Consider the following 24,762-nt stretch of genomic DNA (forward strand, 5'->3'; position numbering starts at 1 on the left):
GCCCATGTACCGGATCGACCTGGCGGGCATCCGGCACCGCTTCCCCGACCTGAAGGCGCTGATGGCGGCGGCCACGCCGCTGCGATCCGGTGACCAGTTGGCCGGCATCGCCGCGGCAAGCGAGGAAGCGCGGGTGGCCGCCCGCCACATCCTGGCCGACCTGCCGCTGAAGACCTTCCTGACGGAGGCCCTGGTCCCGTATGAGGGGGACGAGGTCACGCGCCTGATCATCGACGGCCACGATCCGGCCGCCTTCGCCGCCGTTTCCAGCCTGACCGTGGGGGAATTTCGCGACTGGCTGCTGGATGACAAGGTGCGGACGCGACAGCTTTCGGCCCTGGCCCCCGGCCTGACGGCGGAAATGGTGGCCGCGGTGTCGAAGCTGATGCGCAACCAGGATCTGGTTGCCGTGGCGCGCAAGACCCGTGTGGTGAGCCGTTTCCGCACCTCCATCGGCCTGCGCGGCCGGCTGGCGGTCCGCCTGCAGCCCAACCACCCGACCGACGATCCGGCAGGCATCGCCGCCTCCATCCTGGACGGGTTGCTGCATGGTTGCGGCGATGCCGTCATCGGCATCAACCCGGCCACCGACAATGTGGACGGCGCGGTGACGCTGCTGCGCCTGATCGACGATCTGCGCCTGCGCTATGCCATTCCCACGCAAAGCTGCGTGCTGACCCATGTCACCAATTCGCTGCAGGCCATCGAACGCGGCGCCCCCGTCGATCTGGTGTTTCAGTCGGTGGCGGGCACCGAAGGGGCCAATCGCGGTTTCGGCATCGACCTGGCGTTGCTGGCGCAAGCACAGGCCGCCGCCCTGTCGCTGAACCGCGGCAGCATCGGCCATGATGTGATGTATTTCGAAACCGGCCAGGGCAGTGCCCTGTCCGCCGGCGCCCACCATGGCGTCGATCAGCAGACACTGGAGGTTCGGGCCCAGGCGGTGGCGCGGGCCTTCAGGCCGCTGCTGGTCAACTCCGTCGTCGGCTTCATCGGCCCGGAATATCTCTATGACGGGCGGCAGATCCTGCGGGCCGGCCTGGAGGATCATTTCACGGGCAAGCTGCTGGGCCTGCCGATGGGGGTGGATGTCTGCTACACCAACCATGCCGAGGCCGACCAGAATGACATGGACAATCTGCTGACCCTGCTGGGCGTGGCGGGGGTCTCCTTTGTCATCGGTGTGCCGGGCGCCGACGATATCATGCTGAATTATCAGAGCACGTCGTTCCATGACGCGCTGTATGTCCGCGATGTGCTGAACGCCCGCCCCGCGCCGGAATTCGAAGCCTGGCTGGCCGCCATGGGCATGCTGGACCCGCGTGGGCGCGTGGCCCCGCCCGACCTTGCCACCCTGCCGCTGGCCCGCGCCATCGCCGACCAGAGGTTCCTGACGCCATGAGCCAGTTACCCGCCGACGACCCGCTGGCCCGGCTGCGGGCCGCCACCCAGGCGCGGATCGGTCTGGGACGCGCCGGCCATGGCATGCCCACCCGCGCCTGCCTGTCCTTCGACCTGGGCCATGCCCGCGCCCGCGATGCCGTCTGGACGCCGCTGGACACCGATGCGATGGCGGCACAGATGGCGGACTGGCCGGCTTTCACGGTCCACAGCCAGGCCCCCGACCGTGCCATCTATCTGCGCCGGCCCGATCTGGGCCGAACCCTGGCCGATGGTGCGGCAGCCTGCCTGCCGCCCGGTCCGTTCCACCTGTCGATCATCATCGGCGACGGGCTGTCGGCCCGCGCGGCCCAGGCGCATGGGGCCGCCCTGGCGCTCGACCTTCGCCGCCGGCTGCCGGGATGGTCCCTGGCCCCACTGGTGCTGGCGCATCAGGCGCGCGTGGCGCTGGGCGATGCCATCGCCGCCGCCATGGGTGCCCGCTTTGCCCTGATGCTGATCGGGGAACGGCCGGGCCTGTCGGCGGCCGACAGTCTGGGCGCCTATCTGACCATCGATCCCCGGCCCGGCCGGATGGACAGCGAACGCAACTGTGTTTCCAACATCCGCCCGCCGCACGGGCTTTCCATCGCCCAGGCCGGGGAAAGGCTGGCCTGGCTGCTGATGGAGGGTCGGCGGATCGGCGCCACCGGCATCGCGCTGAAGGATGCCACCCCCACCAAGGACAGGCCCCATGTTCACCATCAATCCCATGCCCCCGATCCCGCCCGGCCTGTTGCTGGACAAGCTGTTGCAGGTGGAGACGGCGACGGTGGGCCATTTCCGCCATGACGGCTTCATCGATCCCGCCATCCGTCTGGTCCTGCCCTGGGCCCGCATCGCGGGACCGGCCGTGACGGTGCGCATTGCCGGTCCCGACAGCACCCTGCTGCACCATGCCGTCAGCAGCGCGCGCGCCGGTGACGTGCTGGTCATCGACCGCTGCGGGGACACGCGCCATGCCTGCTGGGGCGGGGTGACGACGAACGCGGCGCGGCTGGCCGGCATCGCCGGCATCATCATCGACGGCCCCGCCACCGATTTCGGGGAGATCATCAGGGCCGGGCTGCCCGTCTGGTGCCGGGGGCCATCGGCCCTGACCACGAAGTTCCTGCCCCTGGACAGCGCCATGAATGTGCCGGTCAGCGTGGGCGGGGTGGCCATCCAACCCGGCGACCTGATCCTGGCCGATGAAAGCGGGGCCATCGTTCTGCCCCCCGATCAGGCAGAGGCCGCCGCCGACCGCGCCATCGGCCTTCAGGAGCGGGAAAAGCAGGTGCTGGCCCGGCTGGCGGCCGGTGAAAGGCTGGCCGATATTTCCGGGGCATCCGACCTGATCCGGCGGGCGGGTGCGGCATGACCTTGCGGGGCTGGCATCGCTGGATCGGGCTGTTCCTGGGACTGTTCATCGCGGCCCAGGGGCTGGGTGGCGTGCTGCTGCTGTTCCGGCAGCCGTTGAACCACCTGCTGCACCCCGATGCCTTCGTCCCATCCGCACCAGCCCTGGATGCCAATGTCGATGCCGTGCGTGCCACCGGCTGCACCATCAGCCGTATCGACCTGCCCGACCTTGCCACAGACCCGCTGTTCTTCCACCTGTCCTGTAACGGCGCCCCTTTCATGGCGACGGCGGGCGGTGGCCGGGTGCTGCGCCTGGCGCCGCTGAATGACTGGCCGATGGAATGGCTGTTCCAGTTCCATTATCGGCTGGCCGCCGGCACCACGGGTCAGCAGGTCGTGGGCTGGATCGGCGTGGCGCTGCTGGCGCTGTGCCTGACGGGCCTGTGGATGCTGCTGCGGGCCGGCCGGCGGGACGGGTGGCGCGCACTGTTCCGCCCCGGCTGGCCGGGCGCTCCCCTGCGCCGCTGGCGTGACCTGCATCGGGCGGCCGGTCTGTATCTGGTCCCCGTCCTGGCGCTGCTGTCTCTGACCGGCATCGGCATGGCCTGGAACCCGACCGTGACGGCGGCGCTGCCCGTCACCCCGCGCCCGTCGCCCCAGGTCGCAGTGCGCCCGGATGCGACCCTACTGCCCTTTTCCACCATCCTGGAAACGACGGCCGAAGCGATCCCCAGCAGCATCCGCCTTCCCGGCGGGCATGGACGGGTGGTGATGGTCATGCGGGGCCGCGCCGACAGCCCGGATTATGAACAGTTCTGGTACGACGGTTATGACGGCACCCTGCTGGGGACCCGCCGCGCGGGGGCGCGAACCGTGGCCGACCGGTTCATGGACCTGTTCTATCCACTGCATACGGGCAGCCTGCTGGGACCGGCAGGCACCATCCTGATGCTGCTGGCCGGCCTGTCCCTGCCGGGTTTCCTGGTGACGGGCCTGTATCTCTGGTCTCGGCGGCGGGAGCCGGGGACAGTGCCGATGCGGGTTGCGGCCTTGTCGCGCGACGGCACCGGTGTGCTGCACATCACGCTGCGCCAGCGTTTCGGCCTGCCGCTGCCCCGCTTCGGGGCCGGGGACCATGTGGATGTGCATCTGCCCAACGGTCTGGTCCGGCAATACAGCCTGTGCGGCCGGCCGGGCCGGCGCCTGTCCTGGCAGATCGCGGTGCGCCTGTCGGATGTGTCGGCGGGCGGGTCGGCCTGGATTCATAAGCATCTGGGCGCGGGCGCGACCCTGCGCCTGGGCCGGCCCCGCGCGCATTTTCCGCTGCTGGCGGGGGATGGCCCGGTTCTGCTGCTGGCCGGCGGCATCGGCATCACACCGCTTCTGTCCATGGCCTGGACCCTGTGGGAACAGGGGCGGCCCTTCACCTTGCTGGTCTGTGCCCGCGATCGGGCGGCCCGGCCCTTGGCAGCAGCGATCGCCGCCACGCCGCTGGCCCCCTTCGTCCGCTGGCATGACAGCGCCACCGACGGGCGCATCGACCTCGCCGCCCTACTGGCGGCGCAGCCCCCCGGCACGCATCTTTATACCTGCGGTCCCGACGCCTTCATGCAGGCGGCGCTGGAGGCGGCCCGCGCCCTGGGCTGGTCGCCCGACCGGCTGCATTGGGAAGCTTTCGCCCCCGCCACCCCCACCGGTCCCGCCTTCACCGCCCTTCTGGACGGGAAGATCATCGCTGTGGCGGCCGGGGAAAGCCTGCTGGACCGGCTGCTGGCCGAAGGCATCCCCCTTCCCCATTCCTGCCGCCGGGGCCTGTGCGGACAATGCGTGGTGACCGTGCAGTCCGGCGCGGTGGATCACCGTGACAGCATCCTGTCCCCCGAAGAACGAACGGCCGGGCGCATGACCGCCTGCTGTTCCCGTGCCGCCGATGAGGGCGGTGAATTGCACCTGTCCTTGCCATGCTGAAGGAGCCCGCGATGCCCCCCCTTCCCGTCGCCTGTGTGCAAAGCACCGCGACATCCGATCCGCAGCATAATCTGGCCGCCATCGCGCCGCTGATCCGTCAGGCGGCGGCGGGGGGCGCAAAACTGATCTGTCTGCCCGAAGCGTTTGACTATCTGAACCCGTCCTTCGCGGCTCTCAGCGATTATGCCCTGCCGGAGAAAGACCATCCGGCCCTGATCCTCCTGTCGCATCTGGCGCGGGAATTGTCGGTCTGGCTGCTGGCCGGGTCGGTGTCGGTGAAGCTGCCAGAGGGGCGCATGGCCAACCGGTCCGCCCTGATCGGCCCGGACGGCACCATCAAGGCCCGCTATGACAAGATCCACCTGTTCGATGTCGACCTGCCCGACGGGTCACGCTTCCGGGAAAGCGACTTCTACCGCCCCGGCGATCAGGCTGTGGTGGCGGATGGGCCGGATGGTGCCCGGATCGGCATGGCCATTTGCTATGACGTGCGTTTCCCGCACCTGCACCGCGCACTGGCACAGACCGGGGCGCAGGTCATTACCGTGCCCGCCGCTTTCAGCTCCATGACCGGCCCCCTGCATTGGGAGGTGCTGCTGCGCGCCCGCGCCATCGAAACCGGCTGTTTCGTGCTGGCCCCGGCCCAATGCGGGGACAATTACCCCGGTCGCCGGTCTTATGGCCACAGCCTGATCATCGATCCCTGGGGCCGGGTGCTGGGCCGGCTGGGCGATGAACCCGGCGTGCTGTCGGCCAGCCTGGACCTGGATCAGGTCGCCGCCTTCCGCGCCGCCATCCCGTCGCCCGTCACCAACAATCCGTTTCGGATCGGAGCCTGATCCCATGCAGACCATCACCCGCCGCATCACCCTGCGCGAAGGCCACGAGGTCGTGGCCTATCTCCATGGCGAGGGGGACCGCACCCTTTTCCTGGCCAATGGGGGCCCTGGCCTGCCCAACCGTTATTTGCGTGAACCGCATCTGCGGCTGGCGGAAAAGGGCTATCGCATCGTGGGCTGGGACCAGCTGGGCTGCGGCGCCAGCGACCGGCCCACCGATCCCGGCCTGTGGACGCTGGAACGCTATGTCGAAGAGGCCGAGCAGGTCCGCCGCGCGCTGGATCTGGGGCCGGTGGATTTCCTGGGCCATTCCTGGGGCACCTGGCTTGGCACCGAATATTGCCTCACATATCCTGACGCCGTGCGGTCCTACATCATCGCCGACGGGGCCTGCGACATCCCGCATCTGGTAAGCGAACTGAACCGCCTGCGTCTGGCCCTGGGGTCGGAAACGGTGACCATGATGGTGGCGCATGAGGCGGCGGGAACCCTGGACCATCCGGAATATCAGGCGGCGGTCACCTTGCTGAACCATCGCCATGTCTGCCGGCTGCGTACCTGGCCGGAACCGCTGACGGCGTCGCTGGCCGACTGGAACATGGGGCCCTATGTCACCATGCAGGGGCCCAATGAATTCACCTATACCGGCAATATGAAGGACTGGAACCGCGTGCCTGCCATGGGAGGCATCAAGGTTCCCTGCCTTGTCCTGGCCGGCAAGCATGACGAGCTGACACCCGCCTGTTCGCTCCGCATGCACATGGCCTTGCCCGACAGCCGTATCCGTATCTTCGAAAACAGCTCCCACATGCCGTTCTACGAAGAACCGGACGCGTATTTTGCCGACCTGGAGGGGTTCCTGGCCTCCGCTCCGGCCTGACGATGCCCATGGGCGGTCGCATCCCTTGTGTATGGTGACAGCCCGGCAGGCCGTCACCGTCGCAGCCGGCTGTCTTGCACCATGGAAGGCGCTGGGGCCCGGCTTGCCTGGATGCCGGCTCAAAGGCGGGAACGAAGGGGGGCCACGACAACCGACCCTTGGCGATTGAAGCAGCGGTCTGCTAATATGTTGTGCACAAATCCGATAACAAATTGGCTACCACAACCATGGCAACAACCGCCGACAACCCGCGTGAAAAGCAGCCGGAGCCCGCCAATCTTGTCAGTCGGCTGGAAGCGGATCTGCTGGGCGGGGTTTTTCGGCCGGGGGAATGGTTGAAGCAGACCGATATCGAAACGAGTTACAATGCCCATCGTTTCGATGTCAGAATGGCCCTTCTCGACCTTAAGACGCGACAATTGCTGGAACATGTGCCCAACCGGGGCTACCGCGTCGCCAACCTGTCGCAGCAGGACCGGGAGGAATTGATCGAGGCGCGCACCGTGCTGGAGGTTGCTGCTGCCCGGCGTGTGGTGGAGCGGGCGACGGATGACGATGTCGTCGAACTGGATCAGATCGTCGCGGAATTCGATGCCAATATGGGGGAAGCGGATCTCCCCCTGCTGCGCGCGCTGAACGCCAGATTCCATGACCGGCTCTACGCCATCTGCGGCAACCGCGTGCTGATGGAGGAGATCAAGGCGCTGCGGCACCGTGGGTTGCCTGGCGTGCGCGGTTGGCGGGCCACATCGGCCATCCAGCGCTCCAACCGCGATCATGCGGAGATGGTGGATATGATCCGCGCCCGCAACGCCGACGGACTGGTCCAGAGCATCGAACGTCACCTGAACCGGTGGCGAGAAGGCTGATCGCCTTTCTGCCGAATCCACGATGGGTTTCATCCACTTGTCTTGATATTCGCTCACAATAGGATTTCGTTCGGCAACAACGCAGGCCATGGCGTCACCGGCCGGTGGTCAAGGGTCCGATCCGGTGGGACTCTGGGCAACGACCCTGGCTGGGGTCTTGGTCGTGCGCTGTTCTCCTTTGCCCCGTCCGCCATGCCGTCGGCTGGCTCACCCCGGTGATTTCGGCCAGCCGGGTGGAGGAGATGCCCTTGTCGGACCGCAGGATGAACCACAGGGCCGGCAGCCAGGGGCGAACGGCAGTTTGGTTGCATATAGCGTGATCCGCGCCGTCAGCCGTGAGTTGCTGCCGGCGGAGGATGCACCGCCAGCCTTCATCGCCGCCCTTATTCCTGCGGTTCAACCCGGACCCCAAGTGGGTGATCGCAGCCAGTTCGGCCATCGGGAGGCGGATCTGGTGATCTTTGCGCGCAAGCTCGGCAAGGCCAATGTCACTACATTGCAGGAACGGCAGACCCGATATCTGCTGTTGCCGGGCAACGAGGATCGGTGCTCCACCGGCGTCATGTCCCGCATCACCGACGCCTTGGCCCCCCTGCCCCACCCCACTCGGCGCAGCATCACCTTCGACCGAGGTATGGAGTTCGTCGGGGCCTGGCGGTCATTTGACCATGCCCAACTGATTCTGCGATCTGCACAGCCCCTGGCAGAAGGGCGGGATCGAGAACGCCAACGGATGGCGGCCCCCCAGGATGAACGACCCGTCCCGTAAGCGCCTGGGATGGCTGACGCCCGCAGAAGCTTTCGCCAACAAGCTTGCAGCTATCCCACGAACCGGACATCAGGAAAATCCACCTCGTCGCACTTCAGCGTGAACCCGCCGACCCTGTCAACCGGCGACCATGCTCTGGTCGATCACCCCGAACGGCGCGGTACCATCCGGTAGCAGGGCAGTCATCCGCACCCGGTCGCCGAAGCGCATGTAGGGTGTCAGCGGCTGCCCGTCGATCATCTCAATGGCCCGCCGTTCCGCGATGCAGGCCGACCCGACGCCGGGATTGGCGTTGGAGATGGTGCCCGATCCGATGATGGTACCGGCGGATAGTTTGCGTGTCCGGCTGACATGCTCAATCAGGTGATGGAAGCTGAAATCCATCTCCCCGCCATCGGGATGGCCGAACCACTTCCCGTTCCATTCGACATGCAGGGGCAGATGCACCCGCCCGTCGCGCCAGCAGGCGCCCAACTCGTCCGGCGTGACGGCAACGGGGGCGAAGGCCGTGCTGGGCTTGGCCTGTATGAAGCCGAAGCCACCCTGCATCTCCCGGGGCCCATAGGCACGCAGGCTGATATCATTCAGCATCGTGATCAACCGGATATGCTGACCCGCATCGGTCGCGCGGGTGCCCATCGGGACCGGTCCCGTGACGACCGCGAATTCCCCCTCGAAATCAATGCCATCCGCCTCGCTTGGCAGGGGGCTGTCATCATGTGGGCCCAGGAAATCGTCGGAGGCACCCTGATAGACCAGAGGAATTTCGGCATCGACCGCGCGGTCCAGCTTGAATGCCTTTGCCATCAACCGCCCGTGGTTCAGGAAGCAGGACCCGTCCAGCCATTGTGGTGCGTGGGGCAAGGGGGCCATGGTGTGAACTGGATCGAACGGTTCGCCGACCTTTCCTGCCTCCAACGCATCTGACAGCTGGCGCAAAGGTGCTTCAACCTCATCCCAGTTTCTGAGGGCCTCCAGCATTGTCAAGGCAATGCTGCTGGCATCCACGGCGCGGGAGAGGTCGCGGCTGACAACCAGCAGCCGGCCCTCGTTCGTGCCATCGCGCTGGGTGGCGAGCTTCATGGCGTTCGTTCCATCAACAGGGCGACCGCCCGGCACCAGCCGGCGCTGGCGCGGGTGATCTTCACGGGAAAGCAGATGACGTCGAAGCCATGGGCCGGCAGGGCTTCCAGATTATGCAGCTTCTCCATCTGGAAATAGCCGGTTTCGCGCCCGGCCTTGTGCCCCTCCCAGATGATCGAAGGGTCACCGTTCTGTGCGAAGCGCCGGGCCGTGTGGCTGAAGGGTGCATCCCAGGACCAGGCGTCGGTGCCGACAACCCGTACCCCACGGCTGGTCAAGTACAAGGTTGCCTCCCGCCCCATGCCACAGCCGCTGTCGACATAGTTTGGACCGCCATAGGCGGCGGCAGCGGCGGTGTTGATCAGGACGATGTCCAAGGGCTGCAATTCATGCCCGATGCGGACCAGTTCGGCCTCAACCTCGGCGGCAGTCACCACATGCCCGTCCGGCAGGTGGCGGAAATCCAGCTTCACGCCGGGCCGGTAGCACCAGTCTAATGGTGTCTGGTCGATGGTGGGAGCCGGTTTGCCGCCTGCGGTGGAATGGTAATGCCAGGGGGCATCCATGTGCGTGCCGCTGTGGGTGGTGAGTGTGATGTCCTCCACGGCCCACCCCTCCCCATCCGGCAAATCGGACGGGGACAGGCCGGGGAAGAAGGCGGCGATGTCCCCCGCCGTCTCCCCATGGGTCTGATAGGCGATCTTTGGCCGTAGCGGCGGCGGGTCGGTAACGATGTCGTTGTCGATGGGGATCGACAGATCAATGAAGCGGGGGCGCATGTCGTTCCTCAATATTTCCAGTTCATCTGGACGCCGATCTTGCGCGGCTCATTCAGGGCGCCGTTGGGCAAGCCGAAGAAGGAAGTCACCTGGGAGAAATGGCGCTCGTCTGTGATGTTCTGCACGAAGGCAGCCAGTTCCCAGTTGCTGTCGCCGGGCTTCAGCGCAATACGCGCATCCCATGTGCTCCAGCCATCGCCACGATAGGTCGGCTTGTTCTGTTGTGTTTCCAGGAAGAAAACACTGCTCTGATAGCGATAGCCGACCTGTGCGGACAGGCTACCGACATCCAGATCCCAATCCTGACGCGCGGCCAGGCTGAACTGCCATTTCGGGGCACGGGTCAGGCGGTTGCCGCTGATATCTTCCTTCACCACCGGCGGATTGGTACCGAAAATGAAACTGGCCACCTGCACGGACGAGACGGACCCTTTGTCAAACCGGGCGTCCAGATAGGCGATGTTGGCGTCCAGGCGCAGCCCGTCCGCCGGGTACCAGACGCTTTCGATCTCGAACCCTCTGGAGGTTGCGGCATCCGCCGTCTCGATGCCCACGCCACCGGTTGGCACAGGCGTACGAACCTGTAGGTTGCGGTAATCATAGTGGAAGGCTGCCAGGTTAAGGCGCGCGGCGCCATCCAGCAGGGTGGACTTCACCCCGCCCTCGAATGCGTCAATGGTTTCGGGCTTGAAGGCGGCATTCAGGCCAAACGCGTTGAAGCCGCCACTTTTAAAGCCTTTCGAGTAGCTGCCATAGGCCATCACCTTGTCGGTGAACTGGTATTGCAGCACTGCGCGGGGGGAGAAATTGTTCCAGCTTTCCGAGGTTGTGAAACGTGGCGGGGCGGCCAGCGTCGCTCCGGCGGCAAAGAAGGTGGGGCCGGGCGGATCGAACTGGTTCAGTGTAACGACGGTCTGGTTATTGGTGAAATCCTTCTCTTCGCGGCTGTACCGTGCGCCCAGTTTCACCGTCAGCTCGGGGGTGAGGTCGTAGGAGGCATCGGCGAACAATGCCCAGCTGTCCGTCTTCTGCCGGGCATCGAAGGTGACCTGCGTTCCCGCCCCGCCTGGTCCCGCCAGCCAGTTGCGGATGCGGATCGGGTCGATGCGGTTATCCTCGTGATAGAGAAACGCGCCCAGAATCCAGTCGAGCGCGGAACCGGCACCCGATGACAGGCGCAGTTCCTGCGACCATTGGCTGTCGATCAGGTGCCCGTCATTGTCCCCGATATTGGGCACATCGCCGGTTACAAAGGCCGGCGTCGGTGGGTCGATGGCTGTACCATCGCTGTCCTGATAGCCCTTCAGGTCCCATTCCCGATAGTTCGAGATACTGTTGAAGACAACCGTATCCAGGTCCCATTCCAGTTTCAGCGTTGCATTGCGCCCGGTGACGTCGGAATAGGTGGGGACATTCTGGGCAAAGCGATTGTTGTCCACCAGCCCATCAAGGCCCGGACGCAGCGTGTAGGGATAGACAAGGTTGGTGCCAGTCGGGTTCGATGTTGCGTCACGAAAGGCAGAGACGTCGGCAATGGCAATTGTCGCGGCCTCGATATGAGAGCTGATATATTCGCCAATCAGATCGACCTGCAGCCCCTCTGTCGGCAGCGCGCGCAGATAGAGGCGGCCTGTGAAGCTGTCGCCGCCACCAATATGGCCGCCCAGACTGTTCTTGGCCCAGCCGTCGCGGTCGGACCAGCCAAAGGCAGCGCGGGCCTGCACCGTGGCATCGTCATTCAAGGCACCGGAAACGGCACCCGCCAGCTTCTTCTCATCAAAGCTGGCATAGGAACTGTTCAGATAGGCTTCTGTCCCTTCCGTCGGCGCGGCGGAGCGCAGCAGGACCGCGCCTGCGGTGGAATTGCGGCCATAAAGGGTGCCCTGCGGTCCGCGCAGCACCTCCACCGATCCAATATCGACAAGATCGGCGGTGGACATGCGCAAACGGCCGACAAAGGCATCATCGACATAGGTGGCCACGGGTTCATCGGCAAAGACATTGCCGCCGCCATTGGCCCCGCCGACGCCACGGATCGACATGGGCGCGGAGCCGTAATTGACATTGGCCGCGACAGTGAAGCCCGGCACCGACGCCGAGAGATCCTCCAGCGTGCGGACATTGTTTTCGGCCAGGCTTTCCCCGGTCAGCGCAGAGACGGCCACCGGCACATCCTGGATGCTTTCCCGCCGCTTCTGCGCGGTGACGATGATCTCCTCCATCGCGCCGGCATTATCCTGTGCCAGGGCCGGCAGGGTCAGGGCCGCCAGGGCCAAACCCGTTGTGGCGCAGAAACCCATCCGCCGCCGCGTAGGGCGCGGTGAAAAGCCTTTCATCATATCCTCCCTTGTTGCCGGTCATTTGATCGCCAGCTAAATGATGATAATATATCATTATAATTCAGTGTCAATAAAATCCGAAAGAGATGATGAAGGCATGAGGGCTTGTCCGGCATGGGCAGGGACGCTATCGAAGAAGCAGCGGTGCTGTGGGAGGAATGCATGGACGGGCTGGACAAAAGTGCTGGCAGCGAGGAGCCGCCGGCCCGGGTCGAGGCATTGCGCCCTGCACAGCTGGACCGCACCCTGGGCTTTCTGATCAGCATGGCGCGGCAATATATCCATCGCGGCTTCGTGCAGCGCTTTGCCGAGGTGGATCTGACGCCCAACCTCTATTCCATTCTGGCGCTGCTGGAAGCCAACGGTGCCTGCCGTCTGTCCGATATCGGATCGGCCCTGGGCATCTTGCAGACCAATCTGGTCAAGCGGGTCGATGAATTGGTCGATCGCGGCTATGTCACCCGGGAGGCGGACCCCGTTGATCGCAGGGCCAAAGCCCTTGTCCTGACGCCGACGGGGCGGGAATTTCTGGTCCGCCTTCACGCGATCCATGACGAGCTGGAAGCGACGCTGGTGGCACGGCTGGGATCGGCGGATCACGCGAAGCTGATCGAACTTCTACAGAAGCTGCTGTTCGGCGAGGATATTCTTCTCTCACAGGCAGAGATCGGGGAATAGGGCAGCTGCTTATGAAAGTGCGGGCCGGCACGACGGCCTTCCATTCATCGCTCATCAGATGGGCCTGCGGTGGATGACGCTACCCAGCATATGGTCACGAACCACCAGAGGGGCAGCCATGCCCCGTCCGCCATGCCGTCGGCTGGCTCACCCCGATGATTTCGGCCAGCCAAGTGGAGGAGATGCCCTTGTCGGACCGCAGGATGAACCACAGGGCCGGCAGCCAGGGGCGCAGCGATCATCATCCGAGAACGCGGCAGCGAGCATCCGTGGCTGGAGGATCGGGGGCCGCCCTGCACACTGCTGGTGTTTGTGGATGATGCGACCAGCCGGCTGATGCATCTGAAATTTGTGCCATCGGAGAGCACGCTGGCCTATATGCAGGCGACGCGGGATTACATTGCTGCCTATGGCCGGCCGGTGGCCTTTTACAGCGACCGACATGGCATTTTCCGGGTTGTACCTATTTGCATGGTTCAGAACCTACGGTCCTGATCCATGCAGCCCTCATGCGCCGGGCGCCGCCATCCGGCGGCTTGGCTCACGCGCGCATGGGCGCGCGGGCGCTCGTACCGCGCCAACCAGGTTGTGGTGAGTTCCACTCACCGCAACCTGGCTTTAACCGGCCGGGCGAGGGCAAACGCAGCGATGGTCTGATCCAGTTCGGGCGGGCCTTGCGGGACCTGGAGATCACCATCCTCTGCGCCCATTCCCCGCAGGTGAAGGGTCGGGTGGAGCGGGCGCATTTGACGTTGCTGCGGCATCCGGCGCTTCTGGCACATGTGGTGGCGAAGCTGCATGCGGGCTGGTCGCCGCAGCAGGCCGTGAATTATCTTCCTGTGGCGACGCTGCTGGCGGGCAGGATAACCTTTGCGCGCAAGCCGCCTTCCGGGCGGTTGCTGAGTGTCAGGTCGCCGCCATGGGCCCGTGCAACGGCGCGCGCGCTGGCCAGGCCCAGACCCATCCCACCCGTGTGGCGGCTGCGGGATGGTTCCAGCCGGAAAAACGGCTCGAACACGCGTTCCAGCAAGGGGGCGGGAATGCCCGGTCCTTCGTCCAGCACCTCGATCACGGCGCTGTCCTTCTCCATGGTCAGACATACCAATGCCGAACGGCCATAGGTGACGGCGTTGCCGATCAGGTTGTCCAGCATGCGGGCGACGCCGGACGGGTCCCCCTCGATCCAGGCCGGCTGCATGGGTCCGTCGCTGACGGGTTCCCCCATCTGGCGGCTGGCCTGGGTCAGGTGCTGTATCAGGGCCCGCAGGTCGATGGTGCTGCGTGCCACGGGCTGTGACAGGTCCTTTACGAAGGAGAGCGTGGCCGCAATCATTTCCCGCATTTCCGCGATATCGCTGGCTGCGGCTTCGCGAACGGCATCGGGCGCTTCCTCCAGCCGGAAGGCCAGCCGGGCCAGCGGCGTGCGCAGATCATGGGCGATTGCCGCGACCATCATGGTTCGGTCTTCCACGTAACGGCGCAGCCTTTCCTGCATCTGGTTGAAAGCCGCGGCGGCGGCGCGCACTTCCGGGGGGCCGACGCTGGTGGTCAGGGCGGGAGCGCCGGGGTCGCGTCCAAGCTGCTCGGCGGCGCGGGCGAACATGGCAATGGGTCCCGCCAGCCAGCGGGCCAGCCACCAGGCCAGGGGCACCACGACCCCCAGGCCGGCGATCAGCCAGTAGAGCATGCGCAGATACCAGCCCCGCAGGCCGCCGCCGGCCGGCTGCACGATGCGCCATTCACCGCTGGGCAGCTTCAGGGCGGCGGCGAAATCGCCCATGATGGCATCGTCGCGTTCCATGGGACCGCCCGGTCCGTCTCCGGGCCTTGGCCCTCCCTGCCCGTCCCCGGGCGGCGGGCCCTTGAAGCGCCCGTCCGGTGGGGGTGGCCGATCATTCTGGGGGGGCGGGGGCCGCCTGCCCTCCGGGTTGTCGGAGAAGTCGCGTGGTCCCGGCCCCCGCCTATCGCCATCGCCGGGTCCGCGCAGTTCCAGGCGGATCAGACTTTCATGCTCTCCCAGCGCCTGCACCAGCCAGCGCCGGTTGGCGCGCAGCCTTTCGGCCGGGCCGGCATTGGGCGGCGCCTTGCTGGTGGTCGTGACCTCGAACCCCGGTGCGGCGATACCCGATCGCAGGCTTTCCGCCACGCCGGCCAGCATATGCTGGGTGGGCGGTGGCATGGGAGAGGCCAGCAGCAGCAGGAAATTCAGCGCCTGGGCCAGCAGCACACCCGCCAGCATCAGCATGAAGATGCGCACGAACAGGGGCCGGCCGGCCAGAGGGTTGGGAATCGTGAACAGCGCAGCCACCTTCTGCCAGGAAGTCAGCAACAGGATAGGCTGGCGGCCCGCCCTTGCGAAGAGGGCACGCCGCCAGCCCCCGGCATCATGCCAGCGGCGGGAAATCTTGCCCGATGGTCAATCTTTCCCGCCCCTCAATCGCCGGCGCCAACATCCGTTGGCGCGGGCATGCGGCACGGGCCGCGCGGCGGCAGTCGCCGCCGTACCATCGGTCATCATTCATGACCGATGGCATCAGACGCCGACCGTCACCGTGCCCGTATAACCGGCACTGACACTGCCGGTCATGGCGATGGTCTGCGCCGCAATCTGCGCTGCGGTGTTGTCGCCGAAGACATTGTCGCTGGACAGGGAGATACGGCTGAGCGCATTGGCGCTGGTGCCATAGCCGCCAGCCGCATAGACCGTGGAACAGACATCGCCCGGGACGGCGAATTGCGAGATCAGCGCCGCCGTGCGGCCGGTTCCCGATGTCGCTGCGGCCTGGCTGGTGAACACTTCGAAATGGATGTGCGGATAACGACCATCATAGCAGCCGGGCACGATGGTGGTGAATGTCACCTGGCCATTGCTGTCGGAGATCTGCACGCCACGCAGATAGCTTTCGGTCGGCAGATCATAGAGCGAATACTGGCCGGTATTGTTGCAGTGCCAGATATAGATCGCATAGCCCGACAAGGGCGTGCAGCCTGTGGCGTTCTGCAAGGTGATGGTCAGCGTGAACGGCACGCCCGTAGCCTGGGTCGTGGAACTGATGAAGCTGGACCGGATGTCGGAACGGATGACACCGGATGAGGTCAGCACATTGGAGGTGGAACCGCTGGAAGTGTTGGTGCCATCGGCGGGATAGGGGCCATTGGTCTCGGTGGCATAGTCCACACAGGAACCGCCCGTGCTCGTGCCGCCTGTGCTTCCCGTGCTCCCGGTGCTCCCCGTCGTGGTCGTGCCGGTCGTCGTGGTCGTGCTGGTGCTGTCCGACCCGCCACCGCCGCCGCAGCCGGTCAGCAGCGCCACCAGACCCGCACCGCCCAGCAGCGACAGGGCGCGGCGGCGTTCCAGGATCTTGGCGTTCAGGGTTTCCAGGTCGAAGAGCAGACCACGGTCATGATCTTCGATATGCTGTTCGCTCATCTCTATCTCCGTTTCGGGGGTGTCCGACGGGGGCACCGCCGTTCGCGGTTCAAGGGATGAAAGGTCGATGTTGCCCGGAAATGTCAGGCATATGTCACAGGCCTGCCTGGCCCCGACATAATATGTCGCCTGAAAAATTATGTCGGCGATCCGTTTTGCGATGCTGCCGGGGTGTGGCGGGAATGCCGCAATCCCTATCGCGTGACGGCGGGCACGAACATATAGCCCTCATTGCGGACGGTGCGGATCAGTTCGGCACTGTCATCGGCGGCCGCCAGCTTGCGGCGCAGGCGGCTGATCTGCACGTCGATGGCACGGTCGAAATGATCGGCACTTTCGCCATGCGCGAAATCCAGCAACTGGTCGCGGGTCAGCACGCGGCGCGGATGGTCGACCAGCGCGCGCAGCAGGCGGAACTCTGCGTCCGACAGGGTGACATCCTGGCCCGATGGGGCCGAGACCATGCGGCTGTCGGGCTGCATGCGCCAGCCGGCGAAGCCGATCCAGTTATCCTGCGCGGGTGGTGGGGCTGCGGTGGCGGCCGGCACAGGCTCCGGAACAGCGGCGGCACCCCGGCTGCGGCGCAGGACGGTGCGGATACGGGCCAGCAATTCGCGCGGATTGCATGGCTTCTCCATGTAATCCTCCGCCCCCATTTCCAGGCCGACGATGCGGTCGACATCGCCACCCACGGCCGAGAGCATGATCACGGGCGGGCCGCCGCCGGCCACCAGCCCCTTCAGCGCCGTCAGCCCGTCCTCCTGCGGCATCATCACGTCCAGGACGATCAGGTCGTAGGTTTCGGCGGCCAGCTTGGCCCGCATTTCAGGCGGATTGCCGGCCGTGTCTGTCCGGTAGCCGTGCCGGTCCAGGAAGGTGGAGATCAGGCCGCGCAGGCCCGGATCATCATCCACGATCAATATGCGGGTCATCAGGTCCATATTCCGATTATGGCGTCGTGACCTTCTCTGTACGAGCTGAAAATCTCCGCCCCATGTCGGATTGTTGCAGCATGTTGCAGCGGGCGAACCGTTTTGCCCCCTGCTGCAATGCGCCTGACACAACATGGCGCGGGCTTCCATCGTCCCGACATATGCCGGCAAAGCCCGTCCCCTATCCCTTGGTCCCGGTCCTGAGCCATACCAAGGGAGAAAAGCATGCGTGTCCTGAAACGAACCCTGGCGGCGCTGGCGCCCCTGCTGCTGACGGCCCCTGCGGCCCTGGCACAGAATGCCGGCAGCGATCCCAAGGGGGCCGGTCCCATTGTTGCCGCCCTGTCCTGGATGCAGGGAACCCTGATGGGCAATGTCGCCACGACAATTGCCGTGATGGCGGTAGCGGCGGTGGGCTTCCTGATGCTGACCGGCCGGATGAACTGGCGCTTCGGGGCGACCGTGGTGCTGGGCTGTTTCATCCTGTTCGGGGCCGGGGCCATCGTGTCGGGCATTCAGGCGACGACATCCGTCGCGCGCTGAAGGGGTTGCCGATGCTGAACCGTGCCCCCGTGTTCCGCGCCCTGACAAGGCCACAGATGTTTGCCGGCGTGACCTATAATTTCTTCGTCATCAACCTGCTGGTGACGACGGAGGCGTTCCTGGTCACGCGGTCCTTCCTGGCCCTGCCGATCGCCCTGGCCATCCATGCCGCCGGATATCTGGCCTGCCTGCGCGAACCCCGCATTTTCGACCTGTGGCTGACCAAGGTCACCACCTGCCCGCGTGTCGCCAACTGGAAGCGCTGGCGCTGCAATTCCTATGGGGCGTGAGTGCGCGCGCCCTCAGACGCCGTGCGCCGCCATCCGGCGGCTTGGCTTTTGACGCATGGGCGCCGGGCTGGCAGTCGCCAGCCTCCAATCTGCCGAAGGAAAGGCCTTCAGCAGATTGGTATTCCCCTTTATCCCGACGGAGAAAACCCATGCCGACATGGAAAGGTCCCGCTTCCTGGGCCGGCCGTGAAGCCAGCGCCGGGGACCGGCTGCCCTACAAGGCATTGCTGGCGGATGGCTGCCTGCTGCTGCGCGACGGCTCGCTGCTGCGCACTATCCATATCGCGGGTCTGCCGTTTGAAACGGAGGATTCAGAGGCGCTGAACCACCGGCTGGCGGTGCGCGAGGTGATGCTGCGGTCCGCCCTGGATGCGCGGCATGTGGTCTATCACCATGTCATCCGCCGCCGCATCCAGCCGGAACTGACGGCCAGTTTCGACAGCCCGCTGGCCGGCCTGATCGACCGGCGCTGGCAGGAGCGGCTGTCCGACCGCCGGCTGTTCATCAATGAACAGTTCCTGACCATCCTGCGCCGCCCGGCGCGCGGCAAGGCGGGGCTGCTGGACCGTATCCTGTCGCGCGGCCGGTCGGCCCAGCGTCTGGACGCGGAACGCCGTGCCCTGGATGCCGCCGTGACGGCCCTGCTGGCGGGTCTGGAACCCTATGGCGCCCGTGCGCTGGGTACCTATGACACCGCCCATGGGCCGTGCTCGGAAATGCTGGAACTGCTGTCGGCGCTCTATAATGGGGAGATGCGGCCCGTGCTGCTGCCGCCCCAGGGCACCGATATCGGCCGCCACATCCCCTATTCCCGCGTCAGCTTCGGTGTCGATGCGCTGGAACTGGCAGGCCCGCAGGGCCGGCAGGTGGCCGCCGGCCTGTCGGTGAAGGACTATCCCGACGCTACCCGTGCGGGCCTGCTGGACAATATCCTGCGCCTGCCCGTCGAACTGACCCTGACGGAAAGCTTCGCTCCGGTGGACCGGCAGACGGCGCGCGAACGCATGGATCTGGCGCTGCGCCGCCACCGCGCGACGGATGAGGAGACGGTGACCGAGCGGGCGGAGATGCTGGCCGCGCGTGATGCGCTGTCGGCGGGGCAGGTCGGGTTCGGGGATCATCATCTGGGTCTGCTGGTGCGGGCCGATGACCTGACAGCGCTGGATGACGCCATCGCCCTGGCCGGCGCCGCCCTGTCGGATATCGGGGCCATTGCGGTACGCGAGGATGTGAATCTGGAGCCGCTGTTTTGGGGGCAGTTCCCAGGCAATGAGCGCTTCCTGGTCCGCCGCGCCCTGATCTCCACGGCCAATGCCGCTGGATTTCTCTCGCTGCACGGCTTCCCCCTGGGCAGTGCCGACGGCAACCATTGGGGCGATGCCGTGGCGATGTTCGAGACGACAAGCGCCACGCCCTATTTCTTCAACTTCCATGAAGGCGATCTGGGCAATTTCACCATCATCGGCCCGTCGGGGTCGGGCAAGACGGTGGTGCTGAACTTCCTGGCCGCCCAGGCGCAGAAGTTCAAGCCGCGCACCATCTTCTTTGACAAGGACCGCGGGGCCGAGATTTTCCTGCGCGGGATCGGCGGCCATTACAGCCGCCTGCTGCCGGGGGAACCGTCCGGCATGAACCCGCTGCAGCTGCCCGACAGCCCGGTCAACCGCGCCTTCCTGCGCCTGTGGCTGGCCTGCCTCCTGAAGGCGGACGGGCCGGAGGAAGAGGCGGCGATTGCCGACGCCGTCGATGCCTGCTTCGACCATGCCCCGCATCTGCGCCGCCTGCGCTATTTCCGGGAACTGCTGTCGGGCGCCACCCGGCCCAGCCCGGGCGACCTGGCCAGCCGTCTGTCGCCCTGGATCGGTGGCGGCGAACATGCCTGGCTGTTCGACAATGCCGACGACCGGCTGGATCTGGAGGCGCGTGTCCTGGGCTTCGACATGACGGCGCTGCTGGATGTGCCGGCCCTGCGCACGCCCGCCATGATGTATCTGTTCCACCGCATTGACGAGCGCCTGGACGGCGATCCGTCGATGATCCTGATCGATGAGGGCTGGAAGGCGCTGGACGATCCCGTTTTTGCCGCCCGCATCCGTGACTGGCTGAAAACCCTGCGCAAGCGCAACGCCATTGTCGGCTTCGCCACCCAGTCGGCGCGTGACGCACTGGACAGCCGCATCGCCAGCGCCATCGTCGAACAGACATCCACCATGATCTTCATGCCCAATCCCAAGGCGCGCGACGATGATTACTGTGCCGGGTTCGGCCTGTCGGCGCATGAACTGGACCTGATCCGGGGATTGCCGGCGCATGGGCGCTGCTTCCTGGTCCGCCATGCCAACCATTCCATCGTGCCGCGCCTGGACCTTGGCGGCATGAACGACATGCTGCTGGTCCTGTCGGGGCGGGAGGCGAATGTCCGCCGCCTGGACATGATCCGCGCCAGCACGGGCGATGATCCTGCCCGCTGGTACCCCCGCCTGACGGGCACGCCCTGGCCCGGTGCCACGGACCTGCCGGGTGTGGAAAGGCTGGCGGCGGAATGACGACCCCAGCTTGCCCCGGATTTTCCAGCCTGGATGGCCAGGGCGGCGTCGCCGGTGCGTTGCGCGCCGTCGACTGCCTGGCCGCCCAGACCACGGAAAAGGCGTTCTCCACCCTGCTGGGTCCCGATGGCGCGTTGGGCCAGGCGCTGACCCTGCTGCTGACCCTCTATGTCGCCCTGATGGCGCTGCGGATGCTGACGGGCCGGACGGGTGTGGGCCTGTCCAGCCTGACCCCGCGCATGATGGGGCTGGGCCTGGTGCTTTGTTTCGCCACCTCCTGGGCGGCCTATCATCAGGTGGTGTGGAACCTGCTGGTGGGCGCGCCCGACCATCTGGCCTCGCTGCTGGCCGGTACGCGCGGGTCCGCCCCCTCGCTGTTCGCCGACCGTCTGGATCAGCTGTTCCAGCTGGTTCTGGACGCCGCAAGGCAAACGGCGGTGGCCGGCGGGGAAAAGCCCACCCTGCTGGCCGGCATGCGCCCGGCGGACCTGCTATGGATCGCGTCGCTGCTGCTGCTGTTCGGCACGGTGGGCGTGCTGGTGGCCTCCAAGATCGCGCTGGCGGCCCTGCTGGCGCTGGGGCCGGTCTTCATTGTGCTGGCCCTGTTCCGGGCGACCAGCGGCCTGTTCGAAGGCTGGCTGCGCGCCGCCAGCCTGTTTGCCATCGTGCCGCTGCTGACCGTTCTGGTGGGGACCGGCGCCTTGGCCCTGATTGCGCCCATGCTGTCGGACCTTTCCATGGCGGGCGGGACCCCGACGCCGGAACTGGCCGTGTCGGTGCTGCTGGGTGCCGGTGTGTTCAGCCTGCTGATGCTGCTGGTTCTGCGGATGGCGGCGGCGCTGACGGCGGGCTGGCGGTTGAACCTGCATGGACAGCCCGACGCCGTGCGCGGTCAGGCAGGGTCCGCCCGCGCCAGTGCCACCCTGGCCCCCGCCCCGCCCCCCGCTGCTGCCCGCGTAAGCGCCAACGCCCAGAGCAGCGCCGCCGCCGCCCTGTCGGGTGCGGCCCTGCTGACCCGGAATTCCTTTCAGACCGGCCCCCGTGTCGCCGCCATGGCGCCGCCGGGTGGTCTGATCCCGCCGGGCGGTGCCGCCCGTCAGAACCCCGCCGCCGCGCTGCATAGCCGCCACGCCACGGGCCTGGGCCAGCGTTTCCGCCGCCCGTCCGTGAAAGGAGCCCGATCATGACCAAGCGTCTGCTGACCCTGCCGCTGCTGGCGGCCCTGCTGACCACCACGCCCTGCCTTGCCGACAGCCGCATCCTCTGGAAGGAATATGACGAGGCTGCCGTCGTCACCGTGCCCGGCCGCGCCGGCATCCAGACGACAATCCAGTTTGAGGCGGGGGAGCGGATCGAGAATGTGGCCATCGGTGACAGCGCCGGCTGGCAGGTCACGCCCAACCGGCGCGCCGACCTGCTGTTCCTGAAGCCGATCCTGCCCGACAGCCGCACCAACATGACGGTGGTCACCGACCGTCGCACCTATCTGTTCGACCTGACGACGGCGGGCAAGGGCGGGCCGCTTTATGTCATGCGCTTCAGCTATCCCAGGCCCCTGCCCCCGCCGGCTGCCGTGGTGGCAGCGGCCCCGCCGCCCGACATCACCGATGGTCAGGCCCCGTCGGAAACCGCGCAGATACCGGCCCCCCTGCCCGGCGACCTGAACTTCGCGTGGGAGAAGGCGGGCCCGGAAAAGATGCTGCCCGCCCAGGTGTTTGATGACGGCCATTCAACCTATCTGCGCTGGGAGACCGGGGCCGAGGTGCCGGCCATCCTGGTCGCCGGTCCGGACGGCGTCGAAGGCCCCGCCAATTACGCCCTGCGCAACGACCTGATCGTGCTGGATGGCGTGCCGCATCACATCACCCTGCGCAATGGCAAGCGCACGGCCAGCCTGATCCCCGTCACCCAGACCGCGGAAAGGACCCAGTGATGAGCGTCAAAGCCGACCCCGTCCGTGTCAGTGACGACCCCCGCCTGTCCATGTCGACCGGTGCCCTGGTCCTGGCCGGCCGCACCCATTACCCGACCGTGGCCGACCGCCGCAGCGGGGGCAGTCTGGGTCTGGCCGCCGGCATGGCCTGTGTCCTGGCCCTGGGTGGTCTGACCTTCTGGGGCCTGCATCAGGCGCGGCAGCCTGTGGCGGAACCCACGCCCCTGCCGGCCCCGCCCGTCCCGCCGGCACCGGTGGCCGCCTTGCCGGTTCCGCCACCGGCCCCCGCACCGGTGGCGGTGGCACCGGCAGCACTTCCCGTCCGCGCCCCGGACCCGCAGCGTCTGGCCGCCCCCGTCATGGTCTTCGACATGTCGGTCCCGGCGCCGGCCACCGTTCCGACGGCGGCCCCGGCCCCGGAGCCCGCTGCCCCCACAGCAACCGCTGCGGCCCCGGCGGCCCCCGGCACCCTGTCGGAGAATGAAGCCTTTGCCATGCGGGTCGGCAATGGCGGGGTGGATACGGCCAGTGCCGTCCATGCCATCGCGCCATCAACGACGGTGGCCCAGGGTGCTTTCATTCCGGCCGTGCTGGAAACCGCCATCGACAGCGACCTTCCCGGCTATGTCCGGGCATTGGTCAGCCAGGATGTGCGGTCGTTCGACGGCAGCCGGGTTTTGGTCCCCCGCACCTCCCGCCTGATCGGGCAGTATAAATCCGGGCTGCAGGCGGGGCAGAAGCGGGTTTATGTGCTGTGGACCCGCCTGATCCGGCCCGATGGCGTATCGGTGGCGCTGGCATCACCCGCCATCAGTCAGGATGGCAAGTCCGGCCTGTCCGGCGATGTGGACACGCATTTCGTGGAACGGTTCGGGTCGGCCACCATGCTGTCGGTCGTCGGTGCCCTGTCGGCCATCGGCAATGCCGCCCTGGTCCTGTCGGGATCACAGTCGGCGGCGGGCGTGGCGGCCCAGCGCGACAGCCAGATCCCGCCCACCATCCGCATCGACCAGGGCCAGCCCATCCGGGTCTTCGTGGCCCGCGACCTGGACTTCTCCCTTGTTTCCACCAGCGGAGGCCGGTCATGAATGCCAGTGTCGCCATCCTGAATGAGGCCGTCTATCTGGCCGAATATCTGGCCCAGTTTCAGCCGTTGCTGGGCGATGCGCAGGTGACGGAGATCATGGTGAACCGGCCCGGTGAGGTCTGGGCGGAACGGGCGGGCGAAGGTATGGTCCGCCATAAGGACCCGCGTATCGATGACCAGCTGCTGCGCCGGCTGGCCGAACAGGTGGCCCGCCTGTCCAACCAGGGGATCAACCGCAACCAGCCGCTGCTGTCGGGTCGCCTGCCCGATGGCGCGCGGGTGCAGTTCGTGGCGCCGTCGGCCACGCGCGGACACTGGGCACTGGCCATCCGTCGTCACCGGCTGGTCGATGTGCCGCTGTCGGCCTATGCGGCCCTGTCGCCCACCTCGGATGATGGCTGGCGCGGGCGTGACCCGATGCAGGACCCGGCCGCCTATCTGACCGCCGCCATCAAGGCCCGGCGCACCATCCTGGTCAGCGGCGGCACCTCCACCGGCAAGACCACCTTTCTGAACGCGCTGCTGCGGCAGATGCCCGAACAGGAACGTCTGGTGGTGGTGGAGGACACGCCGGAGATCAGCCTGTCCGCCCCCAACGCCCTGGGCCTTGTCGCCGTGAAGGGAGAGATGGGGGAGGCGCGGGTGACCGCCAACGACCTGTTGCAGGCAGCCCTGCGCCTGCGGCCGGACCGGATCGTCCTGGGCGAATTGCGGGGGGAGGAGGCGGTCAGCTTCCTGCGCGCCGTCAATACCGGCCATCCTGGCTCCGTCAGCACCATCCATGCCAACAGCCCGACGGGTGCCCTCCAGCAGCTGGCCCTGATGGTGATGCAGACAGGCTTCAACCTGTCGGTCCAGGATACGATCGCCTACGCGCGCAGCGTCGTGGATGTGATCGTGCAGTTGGACCGGCGGGAAGGCCAGCGCGGGATCAGCGCGATCTGGCCGACAAATACCCCGCATCGGGATTTTCCCGCGCAGCAGCAAGATCAACCCCGCCGCACGTCCATGTGAAC

General features: G+C 66.5%; 22 protein-coding genes and 1 pseudogene. 17 read left to right on the forward strand and 6 right to left on the reverse strand.

Annotated features, from left to right (window positions below; translation table 11 throughout):
- The first annotated feature begins 4 nt into the window (after positions 1-4).
- The 8 genes from ACODTW_RS24050 (at position 5) to ACODTW_RS24085 (ending at position 8,106) form a co-directional block, all read left to right on the forward strand.
- Complete coding sequence (locus ACODTW_RS24050; protein ID WP_488948669.1) at positions 5-1,402, forward strand: ethanolamine ammonia-lyase subunit EutB; 1,398 nt, start codon at positions 5-7, stop codon at positions 1,400-1,402.
- Entirely contained in the window at positions 1,399-2,232 is an 834-nt protein-coding gene (gene eutC, locus ACODTW_RS24055) for an ethanolamine ammonia-lyase subunit EutC (RefSeq protein ID WP_488948670.1), read from the forward strand. The genes ACODTW_RS24050 and eutC overlap by 4 nt, the downstream gene beginning before the upstream one ends.
- Positions 2,135-2,800 carry an RraA family protein gene (locus ACODTW_RS24060; protein ID WP_488948671.1) on the forward strand — a complete coding sequence of 222 codons (666 nt, stop codon included), beginning with the start codon at positions 2,135-2,137 and terminating at the stop codon, positions 2,798-2,800. The genes eutC and ACODTW_RS24060 overlap by 98 nt, the downstream gene beginning before the upstream one ends.
- Positions 2,797-4,749, forward strand: a complete 1,953-nt coding sequence (locus tag ACODTW_RS24065; RefSeq protein WP_488948672.1) for a PepSY domain-containing protein — start codon at positions 2,797-2,799, stop codon at positions 4,747-4,749. The genes ACODTW_RS24060 and ACODTW_RS24065 overlap by 4 nt, the downstream gene beginning before the upstream one ends.
- An 11-nt stretch (positions 4,750-4,760) precedes the next feature.
- Positions 4,761-5,588: a carbon-nitrogen hydrolase family protein gene (locus tag ACODTW_RS24070; protein ID WP_488948673.1), complete on the forward strand. Its 828-nt coding sequence runs from the start codon at positions 4,761-4,763 to the stop codon at positions 5,586-5,588.
- A gap of 4 nt (positions 5,589-5,592) precedes the next feature.
- On the forward strand, positions 5,593-6,468 hold the full coding sequence (locus ACODTW_RS24075) for a proline iminopeptidase-family hydrolase (protein ID WP_488948674.1): 876 nt from the start codon (positions 5,593-5,595) through the stop codon (positions 6,466-6,468).
- A gap of 227 nt (positions 6,469-6,695) precedes the next feature.
- Positions 6,696-7,337 carry a GntR family transcriptional regulator gene (locus ACODTW_RS24080; protein ID WP_488948675.1) on the forward strand — a complete coding sequence of 214 codons (642 nt, stop codon included), beginning with the start codon at positions 6,696-6,698 and terminating at the stop codon, positions 7,335-7,337.
- A gap of 412 nt (positions 7,338-7,749) precedes the next feature.
- Positions 7,750-8,106, forward strand: coding sequence for a hypothetical protein (locus ACODTW_RS24085; RefSeq protein WP_488948676.1), 357 nt, complete (start codon positions 7,750-7,752; stop codon positions 8,104-8,106).
- 117 nt (positions 8,107-8,223) lie between these two features.
- On the opposite strand, the gene ACODTW_RS24090 is transcribed toward ACODTW_RS24085, so the two are convergent.
- The 3 genes from ACODTW_RS24090 to ACODTW_RS24100 are packed head-to-tail and all read right to left on the reverse strand — an operon-like array spanning position 8,224 to position 12,268.
- Entirely contained in the window at positions 8,224-9,189 is a 966-nt protein-coding gene (locus tag ACODTW_RS24090) for a fumarylacetoacetate hydrolase family protein (RefSeq protein ID WP_488948677.1), read from the reverse strand.
- Positions 9,186-9,968 (reverse strand): cyclase family protein, encoded by a 783-nt coding sequence (locus ACODTW_RS24095; RefSeq protein ID WP_488948678.1) that lies wholly within the window; start codon positions 9,966-9,968, stop codon positions 9,186-9,188. The genes ACODTW_RS24090 and ACODTW_RS24095 overlap by 4 nt, the downstream gene beginning before the upstream one ends.
- 8 nt (positions 9,969-9,976) lie before the next feature.
- A complete protein-coding gene (locus tag ACODTW_RS24100; protein WP_488948679.1) occupies positions 9,977-12,268 on the reverse strand; it encodes a TonB-dependent receptor in 2,292 nt (763 codons plus the stop codon).
- A gap of 153 nt (positions 12,269-12,421) precedes the next feature.
- Between ACODTW_RS24100 and ACODTW_RS24105 the strand changes: the two genes are divergently transcribed.
- Positions 12,422-12,985, forward strand: coding sequence for a MarR family winged helix-turn-helix transcriptional regulator (locus tag ACODTW_RS24105; RefSeq protein ID WP_488948680.1), 564 nt, complete (start codon positions 12,422-12,424; stop codon positions 12,983-12,985).
- A gap of 240 nt (positions 12,986-13,225) precedes the next feature.
- A pseudogene (locus ACODTW_RS24110) lies at positions 13,226-13,444 on the forward strand (ISNCY family transposase); the annotation flags it as partial.
- Positions 13,445-13,814: 370 nt separating this feature from the next.
- Here ACODTW_RS24110 and ACODTW_RS24115 read toward each other — a convergent pair.
- The 3 genes from ACODTW_RS24115 to ACODTW_RS24125 form a co-directional block, all read right to left on the reverse strand.
- Positions 13,815-15,293, reverse strand: a complete 1,479-nt coding sequence (locus tag ACODTW_RS24115) for an ATP-binding protein (protein ID WP_488948705.1) — start codon at positions 15,291-15,293, stop codon at positions 13,815-13,817.
- Positions 15,294-15,518: 225 nt separating this feature from the next.
- The gene (locus ACODTW_RS24120) at positions 15,519-16,415 is read right to left on the reverse strand and encodes a dioxygenase family protein (RefSeq protein WP_488948681.1); all 897 of its coding nucleotides are present in this window, start codon (positions 16,413-16,415) and stop codon (positions 15,519-15,521) included.
- Between the two features lie 194 nt (positions 16,416-16,609).
- On the reverse strand, positions 16,610-17,347 hold the full coding sequence (locus ACODTW_RS24125) for a response regulator (RefSeq protein ID WP_488948682.1): 738 nt from the start codon (positions 17,345-17,347) through the stop codon (positions 16,610-16,612).
- Between the two features lie 225 nt (positions 17,348-17,572).
- On the opposite strand from ACODTW_RS24125, the gene ACODTW_RS24130 reads away from it, so the two are divergent.
- From ACODTW_RS24130 to virB11, 7 genes are all read left to right on the forward strand, one after another.
- Positions 17,573-17,890: a TrbC/VirB2 family type IV secretion system protein gene (locus tag ACODTW_RS24130; protein WP_488948683.1), complete on the forward strand. Its 318-nt coding sequence runs from the start codon at positions 17,573-17,575 to the stop codon at positions 17,888-17,890.
- A gap of 11 nt (positions 17,891-17,901) precedes the next feature.
- Positions 17,902-18,180: a VirB3 family type IV secretion system protein gene (locus ACODTW_RS24135; RefSeq protein WP_488948684.1), complete on the forward strand. Its 279-nt coding sequence runs from the start codon at positions 17,902-17,904 to the stop codon at positions 18,178-18,180.
- 149 nt (positions 18,181-18,329) lie between these two features.
- On the forward strand, positions 18,330-20,726 hold the full coding sequence (locus tag ACODTW_RS24140) for a VirB4 family type IV secretion/conjugal transfer ATPase (RefSeq protein ID WP_488948685.1): 2,397 nt from the start codon (positions 18,330-18,332) through the stop codon (positions 20,724-20,726).
- Positions 20,723-21,913, forward strand: a complete 1,191-nt coding sequence (locus tag ACODTW_RS24145) for a TrbL/VirB6 family protein (RefSeq protein WP_488948686.1) — start codon at positions 20,723-20,725, stop codon at positions 21,911-21,913. The genes ACODTW_RS24140 and ACODTW_RS24145 overlap by 4 nt, the downstream gene beginning before the upstream one ends.
- Complete coding sequence (locus ACODTW_RS24150) at positions 21,910-22,659, forward strand: TrbG/VirB9 family P-type conjugative transfer protein (protein WP_488948687.1); 750 nt, start codon at positions 21,910-21,912, stop codon at positions 22,657-22,659. The genes ACODTW_RS24145 and ACODTW_RS24150 overlap by 4 nt, the downstream gene beginning before the upstream one ends.
- Complete coding sequence (locus ACODTW_RS24155) at positions 22,659-23,747, forward strand: TrbI/VirB10 family protein (RefSeq protein WP_488948688.1); 1,089 nt, start codon at positions 22,659-22,661, stop codon at positions 23,745-23,747. Before ACODTW_RS24150 ends, ACODTW_RS24155 begins: the two co-directional genes overlap by 1 nt.
- Positions 23,744-24,760: a P-type DNA transfer ATPase VirB11 gene (virB11, locus tag ACODTW_RS24160; RefSeq protein WP_488948689.1), complete on the forward strand. Its 1,017-nt coding sequence runs from the start codon at positions 23,744-23,746 to the stop codon at positions 24,758-24,760. Before ACODTW_RS24155 ends, virB11 begins: the two co-directional genes overlap by 4 nt.
- The last annotated feature ends 2 nt before the right edge of the window (positions 24,761-24,762 follow it).

It is taken from the genome of Niveispirillum sp. FG148, assembly GCF_057809655.1.